This is a genomic window from Rhizobacter sp. P2_G4, assembly GCF_056403575.1.
Window position 1 is genome coordinate 133,860 of the sequence record NZ_JBFUFG010000010.1, and the last position, 22,291, is coordinate 156,150.

Below are 22,291 nucleotides of genomic sequence, written 5' to 3' on the forward strand. Positions count from 1 at the left end.
CATGGGAGGCACTGCCTTTGCCGCGATGAAGTCGGCACTCAGCTGCGCGGCACGGTGAGCAAGGGCCGCGTCATCATGGCCAGCGCGGGCGCACGCTGCAGGTAGTTGTCGCGCCACGGAGGCGGCAAGGTCGAAGCTGCTGCATGCATCCACGCGGATGCACGCAGCGCGATCACGGCCGCCACCTCCGGCCGAGGGCCGATAAGGGCCGCGTACAGCTCGGCCGCCAGCTCAGGCAGCTGATCGCGCCCGCTCAGGCCTTCTTCCATGCGCTGCCAGGCCTGAAGCGCGGCGGAGGCCGCCTCATCGGCACGGCCCGCCACACGCAGGGCGGCCGCGCGCTGCACTTGAAGCGACAGCCACAGCCCGTGGGCGCCACACTCGCGTGCCGTGGCCAGGCTGACGCCGAGCAGCGGCAACACCGCGGCGGGCTCGCAGCCGCGCCGTGCCATGCACAGCATCAACACACGCAGCGGAAAGTCGTTGATGCTGCCGACCTGCTCCAGCACTGCACCGGCATCGGCGGTTTCGCCCACCGCCAGCAAGGCCGCATTGACGAGCGAGCGCTCCATCTGCAGCAGCTTGTCGTCGCCATGCAGCCCCCGCAGAGCTTTCACGGCCAGGTCTCGGCGACCGAGTTCGTACAGAAACATCGCGCGGCGCACGAGCGGGTGCACGACATCGCGAGACACCCCTCCCTCGCTCAGCCGCTCCACGCGTCCGTACAGCACCAACGCATCGCCGAGCCGGCCGGCCGCCGCCAGCACGTTCGCCTGGACCTCGATCGTGTTCGTCTCGGCCCCGCTGGTGGTGACGAGGCCATCGACGCGGCTCACCGCGGCCGCGCCCCAGCGCAAGGCCTGCGCCGGCAGGCCCTGGTCCAGTGCGTTTTTTGCCAGCGCGCGCTCCAGGTCGATGCAGTTGCGCTGGTTGCTGGCCTGCTCCGCCCGGCGCAGCGCTTCCAGGAAGCGCGCGTTGCTTTGCTCGTAGCGGCCCGATACGCCGAGCAGAACGCCCAATGCATGGTTCAGTTTGAAATTGGCGTCGTGCATGCTCAGAAGCCGCTTGGCAGGGTCGAGCGGCGCCAGCAGGGCCAGCGCCCGCTCGCACAGCCGCACCGCATCGGCCACCTCTCGACGCAGCCAGTGCATGATCGCCTGCGCCCAGCACAGCTCGGCTTCGATCTCGGGCAGGCCGGCGCGCTGGGCCTGCGGGATGGCATGAAGCGTGACTCGCCATGCGTCCTCATGGCAGCGGCTTTCCACCAGAAGCAGCTGTTGCAGCACGGCCAGCATGGCCTGCTGGCCGTCGTCTTCTGCCAGCAGCTCCATCTCGTCTCGCAGCTCGGCCAGCCGCACGTCAATCACTGCCGCCGACAAGACGTTGGCCGCAGCAAAGTAGGCAGCGAAGGCCTCGCGGCGCTGGCCCGCATCACGCAGGATGTCGGCCGCCTGCCGGTGCAGCCCCGCCGACTCTTCCAGACGCCAGCCGGCACTCGCCTTGGCCGCAGCCTGGCTCAGTGCGGGTACGGCCCGCAGCGGCTGACGCGCAGCCAGCCAGTGGTTGGCGATGCGCGCCGGCTCCCCGTGCATCTGCTCCAACCACGCCGCCACGTCGCCGTGCAGCGGCTGCGCAATCGCGTGCGGAACCGAAGCCAGCGCGGCCTCGGCGATCAGGTCGTGCGCAAAGCGCCCGCCCCCCTGCTCGCCGGAACGCAGCACCTGCGCGTCTTCGAGCTCGCTCCATGCATCGGCCAGATCCAGTGGACGCAAGCCCAGCACCTGCGCAATCAGCAAGGCGTTGGCATCCTGCCCCGCCACCGCCGCGCAGCGCGCCACGCGCAGAGCCAGCGGTGACAAGCGCATCAAGCGCTGTTGGATCAGGCGCGCCACATTGGGCGCGCTCGGCCAGTGCTTCCCTTCTGCAGTCTCGCCTCTCAATGCCACGGCGCGGCCGACCGGGGCCAGCATGAAGGCAGCCTTCAGTGTCTCCAGCACGTACAGCGGGTTGCCGCCGGTGCGCTGCTGCAGCGATTCGGCTTGCGCATCGCTGCCGACGCCGTCGATCTCGAGCGAGGCCAGCAACTCGGCCACTTCATGGGCCTGCAAGGCATGCAATGCGAGGCTGCTCACGTCGGCCGAACGTTCCAGGCCTTCGACCAAGGCCTGCGCCGCCGGTCCCAATTCATGGGAGCGCATCGCCAGTACCCAGCTGCAGCTGCTGCCGGCGATGAGCGCGCGCAGCAACTCCACGCTGGCGGCATCGGCGAACTGCAAGTCGTCGACCAGCACTGTGTGCAGGCCCTTCACCTGGGCGTCGTTCAACAAGGCAGACAGGGCATGCGTCAGACGCAACAGGTCGTCTTCATGTGCGAGCGGCTCTGCGTCGCCCAGTTCGGGCAAGAGCCGCGCGAGCAGGCCGCGCTGGTGCGCAGCAGGTGCAAGGCCAAAGCCTTTCACCAACGATCGCATCCAACGCGCGAGCACCGCATACGGCGCCGCGGCGTCACCCGGGCGGGCCGACACCAGCAAGGTCGCGCCAGGTGCCGTCTGCGCCAGGTCGGCCAGCAGGCGCGACTTGCCCATGCCGGCCTCGCCCGCCAGCAGCACCGTGTGCTGCCCGTCGCGCGCGCGGCACAAGGCCTGCCACGCCGCCTCGTGCCCGATGCGCCTCGGCGGGCGCTGCACCGCGGCCGGCACCGTCGGCCGTTGAACCAGGCTCACACTGCCGGCCTGCTGGATGGTCTGCAACAGCGCCAGCGTTTCGGGCGACGGCGCCACACCGACCTCGTGCTTGAGCACCTGTTCGCAGCGATCAAACGCCAGCAGCGCGCCGGGCCGGTCACCGGCGAGGTAGCGCAGGCGCATCACGCGGCGGTGGGCCTCTTCGGACAAAGGCTGCAGGCTCAGCAACTCGCCGGCATGCGACAGCGCATCCGGCAGGTCGCGCGCGGCCTCGGCCAAGTCGGCCAGCTCGGTGAGCGATTGGCACAGCCGGTGGTGGCGCCGCTCGCGCTGCTGCACCAGCCAGTCGCGCAGCTCGGTGCCGAACTCCTCCACCGCCTCGCCCAGCACCGAATCGGCATCGAGCAGGTCGTGCGCAACGCCCTCGGCCAAAGCCAGGGTGTGGCTGCCCACGACGAGGTCGGTGCCCGCTGTGCGGCGCAGCTGAAACAGGCGCTGGCGCAGCGCGTTGCGCGCCGATTCGGGCTCGCTCTCGGGCCACAGCAGCTGCGCCAGGCGGGCGCGCGGCGTCGGGCCTTCTAGCGCCAGCCAGGCGAGCAGCGCACCGTCGCGCGGGCCGAGTGCCGTTGTCCGTCCATCGGGGCCGACGAGGCGGGGTGCGGCGGACAGTTCGAGGTGCATGCGGCTCGGCGTACCGGTGCGCGTCAGTCTGAAGCCGCTGCGGCACCGGCACCCGCCTCGCGCGAACGTGCGGCCAGCGCCAGCAGCGCGCGGTTCACCGGGTTACGCTGCAGGAAGCTGTCGCGAAACGGTTCCGGCACGTGGTGGTGGCAGGTCTCGTGCAGCCAGTTCATGACTTTGACGAGCAACTGCGATGCAGCCTGCGGGTCAGCTCGAGCAAGCGCCTGGTGCGCGGCCAGCCAGACCTCGCCGCGGTAGAGGTCGTCACAGCTTTCGCCGTCGGCAAGGGCAGCCAACGGTCGGGCGTGGCGCACGGCCTCGGAGACGTGACCGAGCGCCAGCGCCGCCTGGCACAGGCGCGTTCGCGCAACGACCATCACGCCGACGCGCTCGGAGCGCGTCGACGCATCGAGTACCGCCCCGGCCGCCGCGAGCGCCTCGGCAGGCTGGAGCAGGACGCAGCGCGCAAGCTCTTGGCGTTGCTGCGACAACTCTCGCCCACCCGAGCCCAGCAGCGCCGCGGACCGCTCGAATGCCGCCGTGCTGTCTTGCCCCAACATCCGCAGCAGTTGTGCCTGCACCAGCTCTCGGCGCGACCGCGCCATGGGGGGCGCCTCTTCCACGGCCGCGGCGGCGTCGAGATCGTGTTGCGCTCGGGCGGACTGACCGAGCGCCAGCCATACCTGAGCGCGATGGCACAGGAACAACGGCACCCAACCCGGCACATGGACGCGACCGCGCTCGATCGCACGGTCCAGCCAGTCGAGCGCTTCCCCATAGCGGCCGAGATCACGCAGCACGATGCCGTAGTTGGTGTCCAGGCTGGAATAGGGAATAGCGCCTTCGGGCAGGCTGGTGAGCAGGGCCTGCGCCTCCTGCAGCGTGGCCATCGCCTGGTCGAGCCGCCCGCTGTCGCGCCAGCCGACTGCCAGGTTGAGCAGAGTCTGTGCTGCGCCGGGCAGCTTGCCGGCTTTCAGCGCTGCATCTGCGGCGCGCCGGCTCCAGAGAACAGCCTCGCCAGGGCGGTCGAGGTGTTCCAGCACCACGGCAAATGCCTGCGCGAATTCGAACTGCCGATTCGCATCGCCCGTGGCCTCGACATCCTGCTCGACCGAGCACAACAGCACGAAGGCTTCCGCCGCCCGCTGTTGCCAAAGGCGCACCGCAGCCAGGTGCTGGTGCAGATCGGCACGCAAGGCAGGTTCGACCAGCGCGCCCAGTGCGGCGAGCCCGGCCTCGGCCGCGCGCTCCGCCTCGGACATCGCGCCACGGTGCATGCACACGATCGCGCGTTCGGCACAGGCCAGCGCGCGCTGCGGCGGCGTGGCTGCTGCGAGATCGAGCAATTCGAGTGCCGTGTCGGTGCGGCTTGCCAAGTCGAGTTCGAAACAGGCCTGGCGCATGCACAGGGCTGCGGCAAAGGCGCCCTCTGCATCGCCGTGCTCCAGCCGCAAGCGGGCTTCGCGCTCGAAGCCCGTGGCCGCCTCACCAAAGCGCCGCTGCGCTGCCGCCAGCTCCCCCGCACGATGAAGGAAAGGCAAGGAGCGCGCCGCCTCACCCGCCGCCAGCCAATGCGTGGCGATCGACGCCGGTGCGGCACTGCGCCGCTCCAGGTGGCGGGCCACTTCGCCATGCAGGTGAGAGGCGATCTGGCGTGGCAGGCCGGCCTGCACGGCCTCGTGGATCAGGTCGTGAGCGAAGGCGCCGTCAATGAAGACCTGGGCTTGCTCCAGCTCGCTCCAGGCGTCGGCCAAATCGATGACTGGCACCGCCAGAACCACGGCCGCCAGCTCGATCGAAAAATCGACCCCGGCCACTGCGGCACAGCGTGCAAGGCGGACGGCCGCCGGCGACAGGCGCATGACCCGGCGCTCGATCAGCCGCGTCACACTCACCGGCCGCGGCAAGGGGCCGCCGTCCAGGCCGCGGTCCACCCAGGCTTGGCGCAGCGTCTCCAGCGCGAACAGCGGGTTGCCACCGGAATGCCGGTGCAAGGTGGCGGCGAGCTCGGCCTGCTGCAGCTGCGGCAAGCCGAGTGACTGCAGCAGTTCGGTGAGCTGCTCGCGCGTCAGCGGCGCGAGCGGCACTGGCTCCAGGCACCGCTCTTCCAGCAGCGCGTCGTACAGGCCGGCCAATGCCGGCGAGCCTTCGGCCGGGCGCCGAGCAAACCCCCACTGCAGCCCACGGTCCCCTGTACCGCGTGAGAGCTGCAGCAGCATCTCGATGCTCGCGTCGTCGGCAAAATGCAGGTCGTCGACGATCACGGCGCCCACACCAGTGGCGTGCGCCGTTTGGACGAGATCCGCCACAGCTTGCCCTAGCGCCAGGCGCTGGCCCAAGTCGGCCCCGGCTGCAAGCCGCACCGGGCCTCCGAACTCGGGCAGCACAGGGACGAGCGAAGTCTGTACCTCGGCACCAGGCAACTGCGGCGTGCGCGCCAGCAGGACGCGCAGCAGGCGCACCAGCGTTGCATAGGGCACAACCGCATCGCCCGGCCGCGCCTGCACGCAGACGGCATCGGGCCGGCGCGCGATGATTTCATGCAGAAGCCGTGTCTTGCCCATGCCCGCCTCACCTTCCAGGCAGAAGACCCGGTCGTTGTGCCAGGCCTGAAGCGCCACACTGAGCTCGGCCGTGCGCCCCACCAGGCGCGGGGGGCGCAACACGCTGGCCGGCACCGCCAGCGACAGTACCTGCGCACCAGTTGCTGCATCGGCGGCTTCGACCGTCTTCAGCAGCATCAGCGTTTCGGCAGACGGCTTGGCGCCAACCTCATCCTTGAGCACCTGCTCGCAGTGGTCGAAGGCCTGCAGCGCTGCAGCGCGGTCACCGGCCAGGTAGTACAGGCGCATCACACGCCGATGCGCTTCTTCCGACAGCGGCTCCAGCGCCAGCAGCTCGCGCGCATGCGACAGCGCATCGGCATAGTCGCGCGCCTGCGCAGCCATGTCACACAGCTCGACCAGTGACTGCCGCAGGCGCCCGCGCCGGCGCTCACGCTGCTGCGTCAGCCAGCTCACCAGCTCGGGGCCGAAGTCATGGCTGCCCTCGCCCAGCACCTGGTCTGAATCGCCGAGGTCGTGTATCACCCCTTCGGCCAGAGACAGCGTGGCGTGGCCGGCGACCAGCTGCTCACCAAAAAGGCGGCGCAGGTGGAACAAGCGCTGTCGCAAGGCGTTGCGTGCCGCCTCGCTGTCGCTGCTGGGCCACAGCAGCTGCGCAAGGCGCATGCGCGGGGTCGGCCCTTCGAGAGCCAGCCAGGCCAGCAGGGCCCCGTCGCGAAGGCTGAGCGGTACCGGTGGCTCGCCGGCGCGCTGCGCCGCCGGGTCCCGGGCCAGGGTCAACGTCATCGAGCAAGGTTCGGTGGTCATGGTCACCCTGTGCGCGCCGGGCCGGCCCCGCATGATGGCAGCTGGCCCCTGAACATCAAGCCGGCGCTGCAACGACACAGGCGCAGCTCAGCGGAAACCACTCGCCCACAGGCTCTTCACCGACGCGACCGCCTGCTCCCACACCACGACCAAGCGCCCGCTGCCGTCGACGCCGAGGGCCGGGTGGGTCGCAGGCTCCGCCTGGCCGTCGATCGCCACGGCGCTGCCCCACCCGTTGCCGGGTACGTAGCGGTTGACCCAGACGTTGTCCGTGAATCCAGCCAAGTTGCGCTGCGACCAGAACGCCGTGCCGATGCCGTTCGCATCGATCACGATCTGCGGGGTTCGGGCCGAGCCGGCGTTGTCGGTTTCGATCAGCGCCGGGGCATCCCAGGTGGCGCCGTTGTAGCGGCTGGCCATCACGTTGGCGGGGGAGAGGCCTTGCTCCCACACCGCGAGCGCATTGCCGGACGGATCGATCGCAACGCGGGCGTTGCGCGACACCACCGCCGGGTCGACCTCCAGCGACTGGACCCACCCCGCGCTCCCGCTGTAGTGGCTCGACTTGACGCGGTCGAGGCCGTTGTCTCGCCGGTGCCAGACCACGATCGCGTTCTGGCCGGCGCCCACCGCGACCTGCGGTGAGAGGTTGGGTTGCTCCGTGTTGTTGCTGTCGAGGGGCTCCGCAGTGCTCCAGCCAACGCCGGGCAGGTAGCGGGTCGCCCAGACGTTGTAGACGTAATTGTTGGCCCCCGTGTCGGCCGCCCACGCCCACGCGACCACCGCATGGCCGGCGGCATTGACGGCGACCTGCGGCGCCGAGACATCGCCGGTGTTGTCGCTTTCGATGGTTTCGGGGCTGCTCCACCCGGCGCCGGGGACATAGCGAGCGGCCTCGACGCTGAGTCGGCCATTCCAGCTTTGCCACCAGACCGCGAGCGCGTTGCCGTCGGCCTGCATGGCGATTTGCGGGTTGCCGGCCGGGCCCGACCCGAAATCGATGATCCCCGGCGTGCCCCAGCCGACGCCGGCGGTGTAGCGGGCGGCCCAGATGCTGTCCGACTGCTGCCAGACCGCAAGCGCGTGGCCGCTCGCGTCGATCCCCACCACCTGCGCATTTTGGGCGCCGCCCTGGCCATCGGAGATGCGCTGCGCCGTGCCCCAGCCACCCGCTGGCGTGTAGCGACTGGCCCAGATGTGGATGCCCAGGCTGCTGCCGCCGCCCTGCATCCAGACGGCCACCGCCTCGCCCGCTGCATTGACGGAGAGGCTGGGCGATTGCGCGTCGTAGGTGTCGTTGGTCTTGATCGCGACCGGGGTCACCCATTCAGCGACGGAAGGCGGGGTAGTGACCGTCAGCACCGCGTCTTGGCTGAACACGACGCCCGCGCCGTTGTAGACGATCACGGCGTAGCTCGCGCCACTGTCGCCCAGGGCCAGCGCCGGCGTGGCGTAGCTGGCCGCCACGGCACCGGAGATGGCCACGCCGTTGTGCAGCCATTGGTAGCGCAGGCCGTCACCGCTGGCGCTGACAGTGAAGAGCGCGCTTGCGCCTGCAGCCGCCGTGGCTGCTGCCGGTTGGGCGCTAATGAGGGGCGCGCCGATCACGATCAAGGGCACGGCACTGCTCGCCGCGGCGCCCGCGGCGTTGCGCACTTCCAGCGTGTACTGGCCGGCATCGAGCGCGGAGACCGCGGCAATGTGCAGCACGGCACCGGTCGCGCCGGGGATGTTGGCGCCGTTGCGCTGCCACTGGTAGGTGAAGGGCGCGGTGCCCGCCACCGCCGCCGCGAAGGTGGCACCGCCACCCGGCAGCACTGCCACGCCGGCTGGCGCGGTGGTGATGGTGGGCGGCAGCGTCACGCCGGTTCCCGCGGTCACGGTCAAGATCGCCGCGGTGCTGACCGCGGTGCCCACGTTGTTGGTGACGCGCACGGAATAGGTTCCGGCGTCGGCAGCGGTCACGGCAGGCAAGCTGAAGCTCGGGGAGTCGCCGTTCGGGATCGGCGCCTGCACGCCGTTCTTCATCCACAGATAGGTGTAGGGCCCGGTGCCGGTGACTGCCACCGCGAAGTTGGCCGCGTTGCCCTCGGCGACGCTGATCGACGCCGGCGGCGCCGCGATCGTCGGCGCCAGCGCGATCGGCGTGCCGAGCGTGACCTGCAGCACTGCGGGTTCGCTCGTCACGCTGCCAGCGCGGTTGGTCACGACGAGCTCGTAGCGGCCGTCATTGGCGGCGGTGACATTGGACAGCGTGAGCACGGCCCTGTTGGCCCCGGAGATGGCCGCGCCGTTGCGTCGCCATTGGTAGCTCAGCGGGGCGGGTCCGGCGACCGTGGCGGCAAAGACTGCCGTCGCGCCGACCGTGACGTTCAGGTTGCCGGGCTGCGACTGGATGACGGGCGGAGTGAACTGCTCGATCACGATCAGCATCGCGGCGTCGCTCGCCACGCCCCCCAGCGCGTTGCTGACCGACACGCGGTATTGGGTCGCGGTGTCGATTGCGGCAAGGGGCGGCGTGGTGTAGGTCGCGGCAGTGGCGCCGTCGATATTGGTCCAGGCGAGAAAGCCGAAGGCAGCCGCCGCGACCGAGCGCTTCTGCCATTGCAGAGCGGGAAGGGGTGCGCCGTTCACGCCGACTGTGAAACTGGCCGTCTCGCCGACCTGCACTGTCTGGCCGACAGGCTGGGAGCTGATGGACGGTGGAGTACGCAAGACGACCAACTGAGCGGCCTGGCCATCGAAGCAGCCCGCGTCCGAGCACGAGAAGACGCGGTAGAAGCCGGACTGACTTTGCTGCACGGCAGGGAAGCTGACCCGGACACCGTGGGCCTGGGAGTACTGCGAGCAGTAGGCACAGTTCGCCCCGCTGAAGGTCTCGCGTGTCACCGCGGACAGCGCCACCGGCTGCCAGGCCGTGGTCGTGGGATTCGGGCTGTACTCGACCCGGTAGGTCACGCCTGCGTCGTTGAAGGCCCAGCCGTCGCGAGAGTCCGACTCCTTCAAGCCGAAGTACATGGACACCTCGGACTCTTCGGCGGCTTCGACGTAGTACGAAGAGCTTTCGGGCGCGACGTACGGGTAGTTTCGGGTGACGGGCGGGGCAGCGAGCCGGAACGCGATCGGCACCGCTTCGAGCAGCAGCCCGCACGTGGTCATGATGGCGGCGTCGATGCGCACGCTGCCGTTCTGCGTCGGCAACCACCAGACGTTGCCGCTCCAGGTGTAGATGTTGTCGGCGGCGTTGTCGGCGGCGGTGGGCATCGCGTAGACGTTGCCGATCGGCAGCCTCAGTGGCGGCGGGTAGGTTCTGTTCTGCGTTGCGGCCACCGCGTCGATCTGTGCCTGCGTGGGCGGGTTGCTGTCGGAGAAACCCGCGATGCGCGGAGATTCGTTGCCGTAATAGTGGATGGCGCCAAAGCCGGGAAACCCGGTGCGGCCGATCGTCGTTTCGTCGGTGAAGGCCAGCGGACCGCCATCGCCGGGAAAGCGCGGCCATGGCTCGGGCGGAACCACCGCCCGGTGTTTGACCTGAGGCGAGAACACCTCGCTGCCTTGCCGGGTGAAGCGGAACGACATGGCGTTGTGGCCGAGGTCGACCGGGCGGCAGGTGGTGGACGGCGGCGTCGGCGGGGTCAGCCCGCCACGCGCCACCGCCCCGGGCTGCGTGGTCAGCGTCGGCATCGACAGTTCTGCCACCAGGAAGTTGGTCGGCCGAACGCTGTTGTCGTAGTCGTCTCGGGGGAAAGGCAGGTTCGCCAGCGCCGAGATGCGCGTGATGCCGGTGCCGCCGATGTTGTTGCCACCGTCGATCTTGGTGACCAGCGTGGGCATGATCTGGTCGACCAGGCGAATCGTCTGAAAGAACGAGAAGCGCATCACCGGCGCGCGCATCTTGCCGTCGTAGTAGCTGGCACCGGAGAGCACCCGCCACTGCGTGTCACCGGGCTCGGCGGTCACGAGCAGCAATTGGCCGTCGCCCGCGATGTCGGCAGGGTCGACCGGGATCGACACCTCGACCGGTTCCTCGAATGCGCCGCCGTGCGGCGTGATCATGTACACCGCGCCGGCGGCGGTTGCGACGGGCGGCAACGGCGGCGCGCCGGTGCCGTCCTTGGCAATGCGGACGGTCACGTCTGCCGCCAGCGCCTTGGCCGGGAACCTGACCTGTGCGCCATCTTCTCCGGTGACCACCCCGCCGGCCGCGCCGACGGTCGCCGAGCCGGAGCCCGTTGCGGGAGGCGATGGTTCCGAATCGCCTCCGCCACACCCCGCAAGAACCGCTGACAAGACCCACATCCCCGCCAGCCGCTGCACGCAATTTCCCATCACCACGCTCCTTGCGGGCCACCACGGGCTCGCACGGTTCGGGTTATAGGAAGGCCAGCGTTATGACAGCGTTATGCGGCGGCGCCCCGCCGGCCGAGTGGCAGCTGGAGCGGTCGGCCGACGGAGTGCTCAGGTCCGGTTGATCGACACGCCGCCGTCGGCCAGCAGCGCCGTGCCGGTGACGAACGACGACGCGTCGGACGCCAGGAAGAGCGCTGCCTTGGCGATCTCGTCCGGCACCGCGATGCGCTTGAGGGCGAACAGGCTCTCGATGAAGCTGCGCGCCTCCGGCGTGTTCATCACCGTCTCGCCGGCTGGCGTGTCGGTTCCGCCGGGGAGCAGTGCATTCGCGCGAATGCCCTGGGTGCCGAACTCGACGGCGATCACCTGTGCCAGCGCCACCGTGCCGGCCTTGCTTGCGGCGTACGCGGCCATGCCCGGAAAGCCGACCGTGTGGCCGATGAAGCTCGAAGTGAAGATCACCGAACCGCCCCCGCGCGCCACCATCGCCGGGATCTGGTACTTCGCACCCAGGAAGGCGCTGGTGAGGTTGGTGTCGATGGTGTGCGCCCACGCGTCGCGTGAGAGTTCAGGCAAGCGTGCCATCTCTCCCAGCACGCCAGCGTTGTTGAAGGCGACGTCCAGGCCACCGTAGCGCTCGGTGGCCAGCGCCACCAGGGCTTGCGCGAAGCGCTCGTCGCTCACGTCGCCGGCCAATGCGACGGCTTCACCGCCTGCGGTGACGATGTGGTCGACGAGCGCGTTCAACTCCTTGAGGCGGCGTGCGGCCACGATCACCTTGGCGCCTTCGCGCGCAAACAACTTGGCCGTTGCATGGCCGATGCCCGAGCTCGCACCGGTCACGATGGCCACCTTTCCGTTCAATGCATTCATGTCTTCTCCCGTTGTGGATGAGGCGTGAATGCTCATGCGGCAGCACCTCGGCGTCTCGCCACTTTCGGACGCGTGCATCGCGCTGCCAGCGCACATCACAACAACGAGAATTGCCACATGCCCAAGATCAGCCTCGACGATTTGCGCCGCTACGCGGTGGCGCGCACGCTCTTCAAACCCACCACCTTGCCGCAGGCGATCAAGAAGCTCGGCTTCGTGCAAGCCGACCCGATCCGCGCCCCGGCGCGAGCGCAAGACCTCACGCTGCGCCACCGCGTGAAAGACTATCGCGCCGGTGACCTGGAGCGCCGCTATCCGCGCCTCGCGGTGGAAGAAGACTGCCTCGTGAACTACGGCTTCCTGCCGCGCGAGCACCTGGCGCTGATGCACCCGCGCGTGGCCTCCAAGGTGTGGGACAAGGCCACGCAGGGCAAAGCTGCCGACGTGCTCGCGTTCATCCGCGAACGCGGCCGCGTGCACCCGCGCGAGGTCGACGAACACTTTGCCCACGGCCGCGTGACGAACTACTGGGGCGGCTCGTCCAACGCCACCACGCACCTGCTCGACGGCATGCACTACCGCGGCCTGCTGCGCGTGGCCCGGCGTGACGGCGGCACGCGCGTCTACGAACTCGCAGCCCATGCGCCGGGCGACGACAGCCCCGCGGCGCAGATGAAACGTTCGGCTGCACTGCTCGAACTCGTGGTGCGCAAGTACGCGCCCTTGCCGGCCAGCAGCCTGACCTACCTCACACGCCTGCTGCGCTACGGCGCGCCGCACCTTGCCGAGCACACTCAGGCCGCCATGCGGCTGGCGCGCGAGCACCTGTCAAGCGTGCAGCTCGATGGGGTGACGTGGTACTGGCCCGCCGACGAAAACCCGGCTTCGCGCCGCCATGCACCCGACGACCAGGTGCGCCTGCTCGCCCCCTTCGACCCCGTGGTGTGGGACCGCACGCGCTTCGAGTTGCTGTGGGGCTGGACGTACAAGTTCGAGGCCTACACGCCAGAACCGCAGCGCAAGCTGGGCTACTACGCGCTGCCGCTGCTGTGGGACGAGCAGGTGATCGGCTGGGGCAACCTGTCGATGGTCAACGGCAAGCTGAAGCACCAACTCGGCTTCGTCGGCAATCCACCACGCGATGCGGCCTATCGAGAAGCCTGGGCGGAGGAGCTGGAACGCATGAAGGTGTTTCTGGGGTTGCGCGACTGAGCACCGCCGCCGAGTGATCGGTACCAACGCCCCTCACCCGCGGGCGAGGGGCGCTGCCTCACAAACAGATCACAAGCGCGGTTCGCCGTCGCCGTTGACGGTGACGCTGCGGCCCGGAGGCGAAGTGGCCTGCACGTGGTGCTCGACCCCGCGGAAGAAGTAGGTCACGTCCCAGTACTCGGGGCGACCTTGCACGGCGGCGGGCGCGCAGCGCTGCACGTCGCGTGACGACACCACCTGGCCGCGGTCGACGCCCACGTTGGCACCGATCGCAGCACCGGCAACGGCGCCGCCCACGGTGGCGACGTCACGGCCCGAGCCGCTGCCGACCTGGTGGCCGAGGATGCCGCCCAGAATGCCGCCGATCACCGCACCGCCCACGTTGGGCTGGCCGCGCTGCTCCTGCACCACCTGCTCGCGCTCGACCCAGCAGCGCTGCTGCGGCGTGGCGTAGACGGCGTTGACCGCGGTCACATCCGCTTCATAGAGGCGCTCTTGCGGGCGACGGCGCCAGTCGTAGGCCGGCACCGGGCGCGGTGCATAACGGCCATCGTCGACGGCGACCGTGCTGCGCAACATGCGCACCGACGACACGCGGTCATTGAGGCCCATTGCGCCCAGATCGGGGTAGCGCCCGGGGCGCAGGATCGCGCAACGGCCGCTGAAGTTGATGTTGTCGCAAACCTCCCAACGGTCGCCCAGCACCATCACCGATGACGCGCGGTCGTTGAAGCCGTAGCGGCGGAAGTCGTTGACCTCGCCTTGCGCCACGAACGAGCGGCCATGGAAGCCGTCGTGCTCGAAGAAGGTGATCTGACCCGGCAGCGGCGGCGGGGCATAGCGGCCTTCATCGCGCGGGCGTTCGCCGCGGATGGCGCGTGCCGACGAGAGGCGGTTGTTCATGTTCATCGCGCGCAGCGAAGGGTAGTTGCCCGGCCGCAGGATCAGGCACTGGCCGTGGAAGTCGGAGTCGTCGCAGACCTCCCAGGCCCCGCCGCTCACCACCACCGACGAGGCGCGGTCGTTGAAGCCCAGGCGGTTGAAGTTGTCCACCGGCCGCTGCGTCGTGAAGGCGCGGCCCTCGAAGTTCTCGTGTTCGTAGAACGTGACCTGCGCCGAAGCGTGCACTGCAAACATGGCGGCCAGGAGGGCCAGCACTGATTTGAGAATGTGATTCATGGAGTGATTGTCCTCGGGTCGTGAAGCGTCGGACGAAGGCCGGCCTCGCCCATCACAACGCCCCATCCGTACCGGCCGCCGACAGATTCAAGGGCCGCCCGAGCGTAAAGATCTGTAGCCGCGCTGGGGCTGATCCGGGCAAAACCCCGCCGCACTCTGCTCAAATACTCGCCCAGCATCGATTTCGAGACCTTCTATCCCGTGCTTCACCCCGAACCGGCATCCGTTGCCACCCCGGCTCCGACCGCCGCCCGGCTGAGCGCATGGTGGCCGCGCCTGCGGCCCTGGCTGCTGGGCGCGGCCGGCCTGGCGCTGGCGCTGGCCATCGGCATGGCGTTGCAGGGCTTGCTGCGCGAAGTGCGCTATGCCCACGTGATGAGCGCGGTGGCCGCCACACCGGCAGCCCACATCGCTGCTGCGTTGATCGCCACGGCGCTCAGCTACCTGGCACTCACCGGTTACGACGCTTCTTCGCTGCGCTACGCCGGCGCCAAGGTCGCTCGCAACACGGTGCTGCTCACCTCGTTCGTGGCCTATGCGCTGTCGAACACCATCGGCCTCGGGCCGCTGTCGGGCGGGGCGGTGCGCATGCGGCTCTACGCGGCCGCGGGTCTGGAGCCACCGCAGATCGCACGCGTGATCGTCTTCAATGCGGCCGCCTTCGGTCTGGGCATGATGGTGTTCGGTGCGCTCGGCCTGCTGTGGGGCGCTGACGAAGTGGCCGCCTTGCTGCACACCGGCGCCACAGCGCTGCGCATCCTCGCCGGGCTGATGCTGGCCGGGCTGGCCGCGTTCATCTGGCTGTGCACGAAGCGGCGCACGCTGCGCCTGGGCCGCTGGAGCATGCGCCTGCCCACGGCCGAGCTGGCGCTGCGCCAGCTGGTGATCTCGGCCGCAGAACTCGCCGCGTCGGCGGCGGCCTTGTGGTTTCTCATCCCGTCCAACCACATCGCGCTGCCAACCTTCGTCGCGTTCTACGCCATCGCCATCACCGCGGGCATCATCAGCCACGTGCCCGGCGGCGTGGGCGTGTTCGAGGCAGTGATGCTGCTGGCCAGCGCCGGCACGGTGCCGAGCGACGCGATGCTGGGCGCGCTGCTGCTCAACCGCGGCATCTACTACGTGCTGCCGCTGATCCTCGCGACCGGCATGCTCATCGCCTACGAGCTGCGCTCAGGCGTGGCGGCGCCGGTGGGCCGCATGGCGGTGCACCTGAGCCCACGCCTGATGGCGGCGCTCACGCTCATCGCGGGCCTGTGGTTGATGGTGTCGGGCGTGACCCCCTTCACCGAAGACGCACGCGAGATCCTCGTGCAGTTGCACATGCCCCTGCCCATCATCGAGGCCTCGCACTTCCTGGGCAGCGTGGCGGGGCTCGGCCTGCTGCTCGTGGCACGCGGGCTGCTGCACCAGCTCGACGCCGCCTGGTGGGCCGCGCTCGTGCTGTCGGTCATCGCCGCGGTGCTGGCCTTGCCCAAGGGCATCGCGGTGACGGAGGCCGCGATGCTCACCACGCTGGCGTTGCTGCTGGTGATCTCGCGCCGCCAGTTCGACCGCCGTTCATCGCTCTTTGCGCAGCACCTGGAGCCGCAGTGGCTGCTGGCGCTCGGCGGTGTGCTCATTGCCTGCGTGTGGGTGCTGTTCTTCGCCTACCAGGAGGTGGGCTACAGCAACCAGCTCTGGTGGCAGTTCGAACTCGATGGCCAGGCCCCGCGCTCGCTGCGCGCACTCACCGGCATCGCGCTCATCGCGCTGGCGTACGGCCTGTGGCAACTGCTGCGCCCACCCGCCGGCGAACTGGCGGAGCCGACTGCCGAAGAGATCGCGCGGGCCGCTGCCATCGCGCGCAGCAACCCGGCGTCTGACGCCTGCTACGCGCTCGTCGGCGACAAGCACCTGATGTTCTCGCCTTCGGGCAAGAGCTTCATCATGTTCGGCAAGCAGGGCCGCTCGTGGGTGTCGCTCTACGGCCCCTTCGGCGACAGCCGCGAATGGCCCGACCTGGTGTGGCAGTTCATCGAGGTGGCCACGGACCATGGCGGCCGCGCGGCGTTCTACCAGGTGCGCCCGGCCACGCTGCCGCTGTACCTCGATTGCGGGCTGCATGCGCTGAAGCTGGGCGAGTACGCGCACGTGCCGCTGCCCGACTTCAACCTCAAGGGTGCGAAGCGTGCCAACCTGCGCTCGGGTGTGAACCGCGGCGAACGCGAAGGCCTGGTTTTCGAACTCGTGCTGCCCGAGCAGGTGGCTGCCTTGCTGCCTGAACTGCGCGAGGTGTCCGACGCCTGGCTCGCCCAGCAGCGCACGCGCGAAAAAGGCTTCTCGGTCGGCCGCTTCGATGAAGACTACCTGCGCCAGCTGCCGGTCGCCATCGTGCGGCGAGAAGGCCGCATCATTGCCTTCGCCAACCTGTTGACCACCGACACCCGCGAAGAAGCCAGCCTCGACCTCATGCGCTACCTGCCCGATGCGCCGCCCGGCACCATGGACTTCTTGTTCGCCAAGATCATGCTGCACCTGCAGGCCGAGGGCTACCAGCGCTTCGGCCTCGGCATGTCGCCCATGGCAGGCATGGCCGAGCGCCGGCAGGCGCCTCGCTGGCAGCGCCTGGGCCGGCTGCTGTTCGAGTACGGAGACCGCTTCTACAATTTCCGCGGGCTGCACAGCTTCAAGGACAAGTTCGAGCCGGTGTGGGAAGCCCGCTACCTGGCCGCGCCCCCAGGCCTCGGGCCGATGTTCGTGCTGGCCGACGTGGCAGCGCTCATCGGCGGCGGCGTCAAGGGAGTGATCGCGAAATGAGAGCCGCAATCGGCATGCTGGCCTTGGTGACCGTGCTGTTGGGGACAGCCCCGCCGCCGGCGCACGCGCAAACCTTGAAACTGAAGCCGACCCCAGCGAAGGCGCAAGCGCAGCTACCCGGCATCTCACACGGACTCTTCAGTGGCATCCAGATGTTCCGCCCCGCGGGGCCGGCACGGCAGTTCGTGATGCTGCTGTCGGACAACACGGCGCCGAATGCGGCCGAGCTGCAGATGATCCGCACCATGGTCGATGCCGGCGCGATGGTGGCTGCCATCCCGGTGGCGCCGTTCTACAAGAAGCTGGAAACGCAGGACGGCAAGTGCACCTATGCGCCCGGCGCATTCGAGAACCTGTCTCGCCACCTGCAAGCCTCCGAGCAGTTGCCGACCTATCTGTTGCCGATGCTCGTGGGCTCGGACGGCGCCGCAGCGTTCGCCTACGCGGTGCTGGCGCAAGCGCCAGCGGGCACTTTCTCTGCCGCGCTTTCGGTGGGCTTCTGCCCTCGCCTCGCCTTCTCCACGCCGATGTGCGTCTCGAACGCTTTGCGTTGGCAGGTGCCGCCGAAGGGGGTGCCCGGCGTCGAGTTGCTGCCGGCTGCGTCACTCACCGCGCCGTGGTCGGCGGTGCAAGCCGGCGATGAGGCTGCGTGCCCACTGGAGTCGGCACAGGCTTTCGTGCAGCGCGTGCCGCAGGCGAGCTGGGTTGCAGCTTCGCCTTCCGCATTTGAGGCCGCGTACACCAAGCTCGCGGTCAGCCAGGTGGCGATGGCGCCGCCGCCCTCGCAGCTGTCGGACCTGCCGCTGGTGGAAGAGCCGGTCAAGGGGAGCGGCACACGCTTCGTCGTGCTGCTGTCGGGTGACGGCGGCTGGGCTGGCATCGACAAGGGACTGGCTGCGGCGTTTGTGGCGCAGAACGTGCCGGTGGTCGGGCTCGACTCGCTGCGCTACTTCTGGAAGGCCCGCACGCCCGACGGCCTGGCCGCTGACCTCGACCGCATGGTCCGCTACTACGCCGACCGCTGGAAGCGCAGCGAGGTGATCCTCGTCGGCTACTCGCAGGGCGCCGACGTGCTGCCCTTCGCGATCAACCGACTGCCCGCTGCCACACGTGCCAGCGTGAAGCTCTCTGCCCTGCTCGGCCCCGGCCAGAAGGCCTCGTTCGAATTTCACCTTTCCAACTGGCTCGGCCCAAGCGGCGACAAACCGATCGCCCCTGAAGCGCACAAGCTCCTGGCCGCCGACACGGTGTGCGTCTACGGCCTGAGCGAGAAAAATTCGCTGTGCCCGCTGATCGCGCCCACGCATGCACGCGCGATGCCGCTGACCGGCGGGCATCACTTCGGGGGCGACTACGAGAAGCTGGCGACCCTGCTGCTGGAGGCGGTGGGGCGTTGAGGCGGCTTGCGTCGTCACCCCTCATTCATCTCGTCGGATCGAAGCAAGACACTGCGCCATGGCCAAACTGCACTTTCGCTACGCGGCGATGAACGCGGGCAAGTCCACCGCACTGCTGCAGGCGGCGCACAACTACGAAGAGCGCGGCATGAAAGTGCGCCTCTTCACGGCGGGGCTGGATTTGCGCGCCGGCAAGGGCGTGATCTCGTCGCGGCTGGGCATGTCGCGCGAGGCCGAGACCTTCGGCCCGGACACCGAGTTCCTGCGCAGCCACCTGGGCGACAACATCGCCTGCCTGTTGATCGACGAAGCGCAGTTCCTCGCGCCCGAACAGGTGCGCCAGCTGCACCGCCTCGCGCACGTCGACGGCGTGCCCGTGGTCTGCTACGGGCTGCGCAGCGACTTCCGCGCCGAGGCCTTTGCCGGCGCGGCAGCACTGCTCACGCTCGCCGATGACATCGAAGAGATGAAGTCGGTCTGCGCCTGCGGCCGCAAGGCGACGTTCAACCTGCGCATCGATGCCAACGGCCAACGCGTGCGCGAAGGCGAGCAGGTGTTCATCGGCGGCAACGACCGCTACCGCGCCATCTGCCCGGCCTGCTACTACCAGGACGACGAGCTCGGGCCCGACGCGGCGCCGGGCCTGTTTGCCTGAGCCTGCTGAGTGTGCCGGCTCGCGCAGACGCAACGAGTTGCGACGCCGACGCACGGGGCCTGGACACGCCCCGTTTCCAAATGAAGGGCTGACCCCGGTCAACCCCAATCTCTCTCTGGGCATGCTCGCGCGAGAATGGCTGCAAGTCATGCACGCGACACGCAGCCCCTCCCATCGATCCGACATCAGCGGTCATCTGGCCCGTATGTCTGCGGCGGCTGCATGGCTGGTGGCGTTGATGCTGCCGGTCGCTGGCGCACAGGCGCAGACCCCTGCCTGCGAGCAGCTGAAGGCCACGTTGGCGGCGCGCATTCCGCCCGAAATACGCGGCTTCTCGATGGAGGGCGTGCCGTCCGACGCGCCGGTGCCTGCAGGCGCCAAGGCCATCGGAACCTGCGGCGCGTACAAGGTCCTCTATCGGCGCTTTGGTGGCGGGTCGCCATCGGCGACGGCTGGAGCCAGCGCACCCGATGCGCTGCCGTCGACCACAGCGACCGAAGAGCCGGCCAAGCGGGCTCTGAACACCCCCACTCTCCCAGCGACCCGGCCCGCACCTGCGTCAGCGCCTGGCCTCACACCGCGGGCTGTGGCACGCGTGGCTGAGCCGGCATCCGCAGCCGTTCCAGTACCCGATCCACCAAAGAACACGACCACCAGCGTCGGCATCAACGACGTCGCGGCGGCGGGTGCCACGGAAAGCATTCCGGCTGCGCCTGCGCCCACCCCGCCCAGCGAGGCGCCTGTCGTCAAGGACGTGAGCACATCGGACACGTTCAGCTTCCTGTTGGACAACTGGCCCTGGCTGTGCGCACTGCTGCTCGTTCCCCTGGCCGGCTGGGCATGGGCGTGGGCCGCACACCGCAGGGCCTACGACGAAGCCGGCTTGCCGCGCGGGCCGAGGCTGTAAGCAGCCCCAGGCTCGAAGCGGCTTCACGCTGCCACCACCTCGTCACCGACACGGCGCGCAACGCCACCCGCCACCAGTTCGCCCACGAGCAGATCGCTCCACGCACCGGGCGCCTCGGACTCGCTCGAACCCGCCTGGCTCCACACGCTGAGGAAGAGCGGCGTGCGCTCGGCCCACTCACGCAGGTGCGCGAGCGTGGTGCTGTGTTCTTCCAGCAGGTGATAGCTCAACAGAACCTTGGCGGCATAGCGCGCATGGCGCAACGGGTTGGCCTTGAACGCTGCGAGGCGGGAACGTGCGCGCGACAAGGCAGCCGGCACATCGCTGAATACGCCGCCGTGCCCGGGCACCACCAGCGTCACCGGCAGTTTCTCGATCAGGTCGAGCACGGCGCCCACGTCGTCGAAGGCTGACTCACCTTCGAGCTCCGGGAAGACGACGCCGAAGCCGTTCTCCCACAGCGCGTCGGCCGAAATCAGCAAGCCGTGATGACGGTCAAACAGAACCACCGAGTGAGGGTCGTGGCCCGGTGCCGCCAGCACTTCGAACTGCCGCCCACCTGCGTCCAGCAAGTCGCCGGGCGACAACACGCCATGCAACACAAAGCGCTCGCAGCGCTGGCCGGAGGGCGCGTAGCTCAGGGCCTGTGTGTCCCAGGTGCGCACCGCTTCGGCCTGGCCCGGTGGCACGAACACCTGGGCACCGAAGGCTCGCTGCAAGGCGGCATTGCCGCCGCAGTGATCGGAATGCAGGTGTGTGTTGACAACGCGTGCGAGCGCCCGGCCTTGCAGGCTGTGCCTGATCAGCGCCACGGTCTGCTCGCTGTGCGCCACATGGCCGCTGTCGATCAGGGTGGCGCCAGCCTCGTCGCCTTGCGGGTGGACGAGCACATTGTTCGACGACAGCCAGCCACGCTCGAGCACCGTGAGCCCGGCGAGCGCCGGGTGATCGCGCAGCATCATGTGTCGTCTCGCGGAAGGGTGGTTTCAGACATACCGGGCCATTGTGCACAGCCACGGTGCGCGCCGTTGTCCTACCTGCGAAACGGTGACAGGCCGATGGGGCGAAGCCACCATGCACGGTTGAATGCAGGCTCCACAACTGCCTTTGAAAGTTCTGCCATGAGTGCCGTGCTGACCCCGCCTGCCGCTGCCAAGCCACCCGCTGCCGACAAGGGTGAGGGCAAAGGCAAAGAGCAGGTGTTCGACATCGACTGCAAGCTGAACTACCAGCTCAGCGGCATGGCCGACTTCCTGTTCCAGATTCATGCGTTGCATGGCATGGACCAGGAGGTGCTGAACGAATCGCTGGACATCATGCCCGCGCTGACAGCCCATACCTACGAAGACCCGACCATCGGCCACCGCTTCATGCGGCTGCAGGCGCAGGCCGGCGAACTCGCGCTGCACTACCGCGCGCAGGTGCGGCGCACCGTCAAGCCGCGCGACACGAGCGCACCCGAGATGCCGATCGCCGAGCTGCCCGACTCGGTGCTGCACAACCTGATGCCCACGCGCTACTGCGAATCCGACCTGCTGTCGCATGCGGCGCAGAAGATCTTCGGTGGCTTGCCACAAGGCTACTCGCGCGTGCAGGCCATCGCCGACTGGATCTACGAAAACGTCGATTACACCCTGGGCTCGAGCAACGCCACCACCACGGCCTGCGATGTGTTCCGCAACCGCGCCGGCGTGTGCCGCGACTTCTCGCACCTGGGCGTGACCTTCTGCCGCGCCATCAACATCCCGGCGCGGCTGGTGGTGGGCTACTCGCAATTCGACGAGCCGCCGCCCGATTTCCATGCCGTGTTCGAAGCCTGGCTGGGCGGCGAATGGGTGATGTTCGATGCGACGCGCATGGCATCGGTCGACTCGCTGGTGCGCATTGCGATGGGCCGCGACGCGAAAGACGTGGCCTTCGCCACCATCTTCGGGCCGGCCACCATGACCAGCATGGCGCCGCTGATCTCGCCTGCGCCTTGAGCTTGACCTTGTGTCGGAGTCGGCCCGTGAATAACGCACGGAGTTCACCCGCCGCCTGTGCGCAAAAGTGCTGGATTCGAGGGACTCTTTACAGTCTGTAGCGAGGTGCTGCGCATCCCCGGCCAACAATACGGTCTGTCGAAAAACCGTTAGGCCCCGGGATCAAACAATGAAGAACATCACCCTCGTCGCGGGCTTGCC

Annotated in this window: 12 protein-coding genes; 6 read left to right on the forward strand and 6 right to left on the reverse strand. The window is 68.9% G+C overall.

Annotated features, from left to right (window positions below):
• Window positions 1–38 precede the first annotated feature (38 nt).
• The 4 genes from AC1DYS_RS26430 to AC1DYS_RS26445 all read right to left on the reverse strand — a co-directional run bounded on the left by AC1DYS_RS26430 (window position 39) and on the right by AC1DYS_RS26445 (window position 11,959).
• The gene (locus AC1DYS_RS26430) at window positions 39–3,365 is read right to left on the reverse strand and encodes an ATP-binding protein (protein ID WP_477904539.1); all 3,327 of its coding nucleotides are present in this window, start codon (window positions 3,363–3,365) and stop codon (window positions 39–41) included.
• A 23-nt stretch (window positions 3,366–3,388) separates the two neighbouring features.
• Window positions 3,389–6,736 (reverse strand): ATP-binding protein, encoded by a 3,348-nt coding sequence (locus AC1DYS_RS26435; protein WP_477904540.1) that lies wholly within the window; start codon window positions 6,734–6,736, stop codon window positions 3,389–3,391.
• An 87-nt stretch (window positions 6,737–6,823) separates the two neighbouring features.
• Complete coding sequence (locus AC1DYS_RS26440) at window positions 6,824–11,065, reverse strand: immunoglobulin domain-containing protein (protein WP_477904541.1); 4,242 nt, start codon at window positions 11,063–11,065, stop codon at window positions 6,824–6,826.
• Between the two features lie 129 nt (window positions 11,066–11,194).
• A complete protein-coding gene (locus tag AC1DYS_RS26445; RefSeq protein WP_477904542.1) occupies window positions 11,195–11,959 on the reverse strand; it encodes an SDR family oxidoreductase in 765 nt (254 codons plus the stop codon).
• Between the two features lie 117 nt (window positions 11,960–12,076).
• Here AC1DYS_RS26445 and AC1DYS_RS26450 point away from each other — a divergent pair, with 117 nt between their 5' ends.
• On the forward strand, window positions 12,077–13,171 hold the full coding sequence (locus AC1DYS_RS26450; protein ID WP_477904543.1) for a DNA glycosylase AlkZ-like family protein: 1,095 nt from the start codon (window positions 12,077–12,079) through the stop codon (window positions 13,169–13,171).
• A gap of 69 nt (window positions 13,172–13,240) precedes the next feature.
• Here AC1DYS_RS26450 and AC1DYS_RS26455 read toward each other — a convergent pair whose 3' ends face one another.
• Entirely contained in the window at window positions 13,241–14,350 is a 1,110-nt protein-coding gene (locus AC1DYS_RS26455; RefSeq protein WP_477904544.1) for a beta/gamma crystallin-related protein, read from the reverse strand.
• 201 nt (window positions 14,351–14,551) lie between these two features.
• On the opposite strand from AC1DYS_RS26455, the gene mprF reads away from it, so the two are divergent.
• The 4 genes from mprF (at window position 14,552) to AC1DYS_RS26475 (ending at window position 20,108) form a co-directional block, all read left to right on the forward strand.
• Entirely contained in the window at window positions 14,552–17,149 is a 2,598-nt protein-coding gene (mprF, locus tag AC1DYS_RS26460) for a bifunctional lysylphosphatidylglycerol flippase/synthetase MprF (protein WP_477904545.1), read from the forward strand.
• A complete protein-coding gene (locus AC1DYS_RS26465) occupies window positions 17,146–18,546 on the forward strand; it encodes a virulence factor family protein (RefSeq protein ID WP_477904546.1) in 1,401 nt (466 codons plus the stop codon). Before mprF ends, AC1DYS_RS26465 begins: the two co-directional genes overlap by 4 nt.
• 58 nt (window positions 18,547–18,604) lie before the next feature.
• Complete coding sequence (locus AC1DYS_RS26470; RefSeq protein ID WP_477904547.1) at window positions 18,605–19,201, forward strand: thymidine kinase; 597 nt, start codon at window positions 18,605–18,607, stop codon at window positions 19,199–19,201.
• Between the two features lie 148 nt (window positions 19,202–19,349).
• The gene (locus AC1DYS_RS26475; protein WP_477904548.1) at window positions 19,350–20,108 is read left to right on the forward strand and encodes a hypothetical protein; all 759 of its coding nucleotides are present in this window, start codon (window positions 19,350–19,352) and stop codon (window positions 20,106–20,108) included.
• Between the two features lie 23 nt (window positions 20,109–20,131).
• Here AC1DYS_RS26475 and AC1DYS_RS26480 read toward each other — a convergent pair whose 3' ends face one another.
• Complete coding sequence (locus tag AC1DYS_RS26480; RefSeq protein WP_477904549.1) at window positions 20,132–21,070, reverse strand: MBL fold metallo-hydrolase; 939 nt, start codon at window positions 21,068–21,070, stop codon at window positions 20,132–20,134.
• Between the two features lie 159 nt (window positions 21,071–21,229).
• On the opposite strand from AC1DYS_RS26480, the gene AC1DYS_RS26485 reads away from it, so the two are divergent.
• Window positions 21,230–22,090 (forward strand): transglutaminase-like domain-containing protein, encoded by an 861-nt coding sequence (locus AC1DYS_RS26485; protein WP_477904550.1) that lies wholly within the window; start codon window positions 21,230–21,232, stop codon window positions 22,088–22,090.
• Window positions 22,091–22,291 lie beyond the last annotated feature (201 nt).

Bases quoted from the DNA above. Each gene is read 5' to 3' on its own strand.
- AC1DYS_RS26430 (WP_477904539.1), bottom strand. From the start codon at position 3,365: ATGCACCTCGAACTGTCCGCCGCACCCCGCCTCGTCGGCCCCGATGGA.
- AC1DYS_RS26435 (WP_477904540.1), bottom strand. From the start codon at position 6,736: ATGACCACCGAACCTTGCTCGATGACGTTGACCCTGGCCCGGGACCCG.
- AC1DYS_RS26440 (WP_477904541.1), bottom strand. From the start codon at position 11,065: ATGGGAAATTGCGTGCAGCGGCTGGCGGGGATGTGGGTCTTGTCAGCG.
- AC1DYS_RS26445 (WP_477904542.1), bottom strand. From the start codon at position 11,959: ATGAATGCATTGAACGGAAAGGTGGCCATCGTGACCGGTGCGAGCTCG.
- AC1DYS_RS26450 (WP_477904543.1), top strand. From the start codon at position 12,077: ATGCCCAAGATCAGCCTCGACGATTTGCGCCGCTACGCGGTGGCGCGC.
- AC1DYS_RS26455 (WP_477904544.1), bottom strand. From the start codon at position 14,350: ATGAATCACATTCTCAAATCAGTGCTGGCCCTCCTGGCCGCCATGTTT.
- AC1DYS_RS26465 (WP_477904546.1), top strand. From the start codon at position 17,146: ATGAGAGCCGCAATCGGCATGCTGGCCTTGGTGACCGTGCTGTTGGGG.
- AC1DYS_RS26470 (WP_477904547.1), top strand. From the start codon at position 18,605: ATGGCCAAACTGCACTTTCGCTACGCGGCGATGAACGCGGGCAAGTCC.
- AC1DYS_RS26475 (WP_477904548.1), top strand. From the start codon at position 19,350: ATGCACGCGACACGCAGCCCCTCCCATCGATCCGACATCAGCGGTCAT.
- AC1DYS_RS26480 (WP_477904549.1), bottom strand. From the start codon at position 21,070: ATGATGCTGCGCGATCACCCGGCGCTCGCCGGGCTCACGGTGCTCGAG.
- AC1DYS_RS26485 (WP_477904550.1), top strand. From the start codon at position 21,230: ATGAGTGCCGTGCTGACCCCGCCTGCCGCTGCCAAGCCACCCGCTGCC.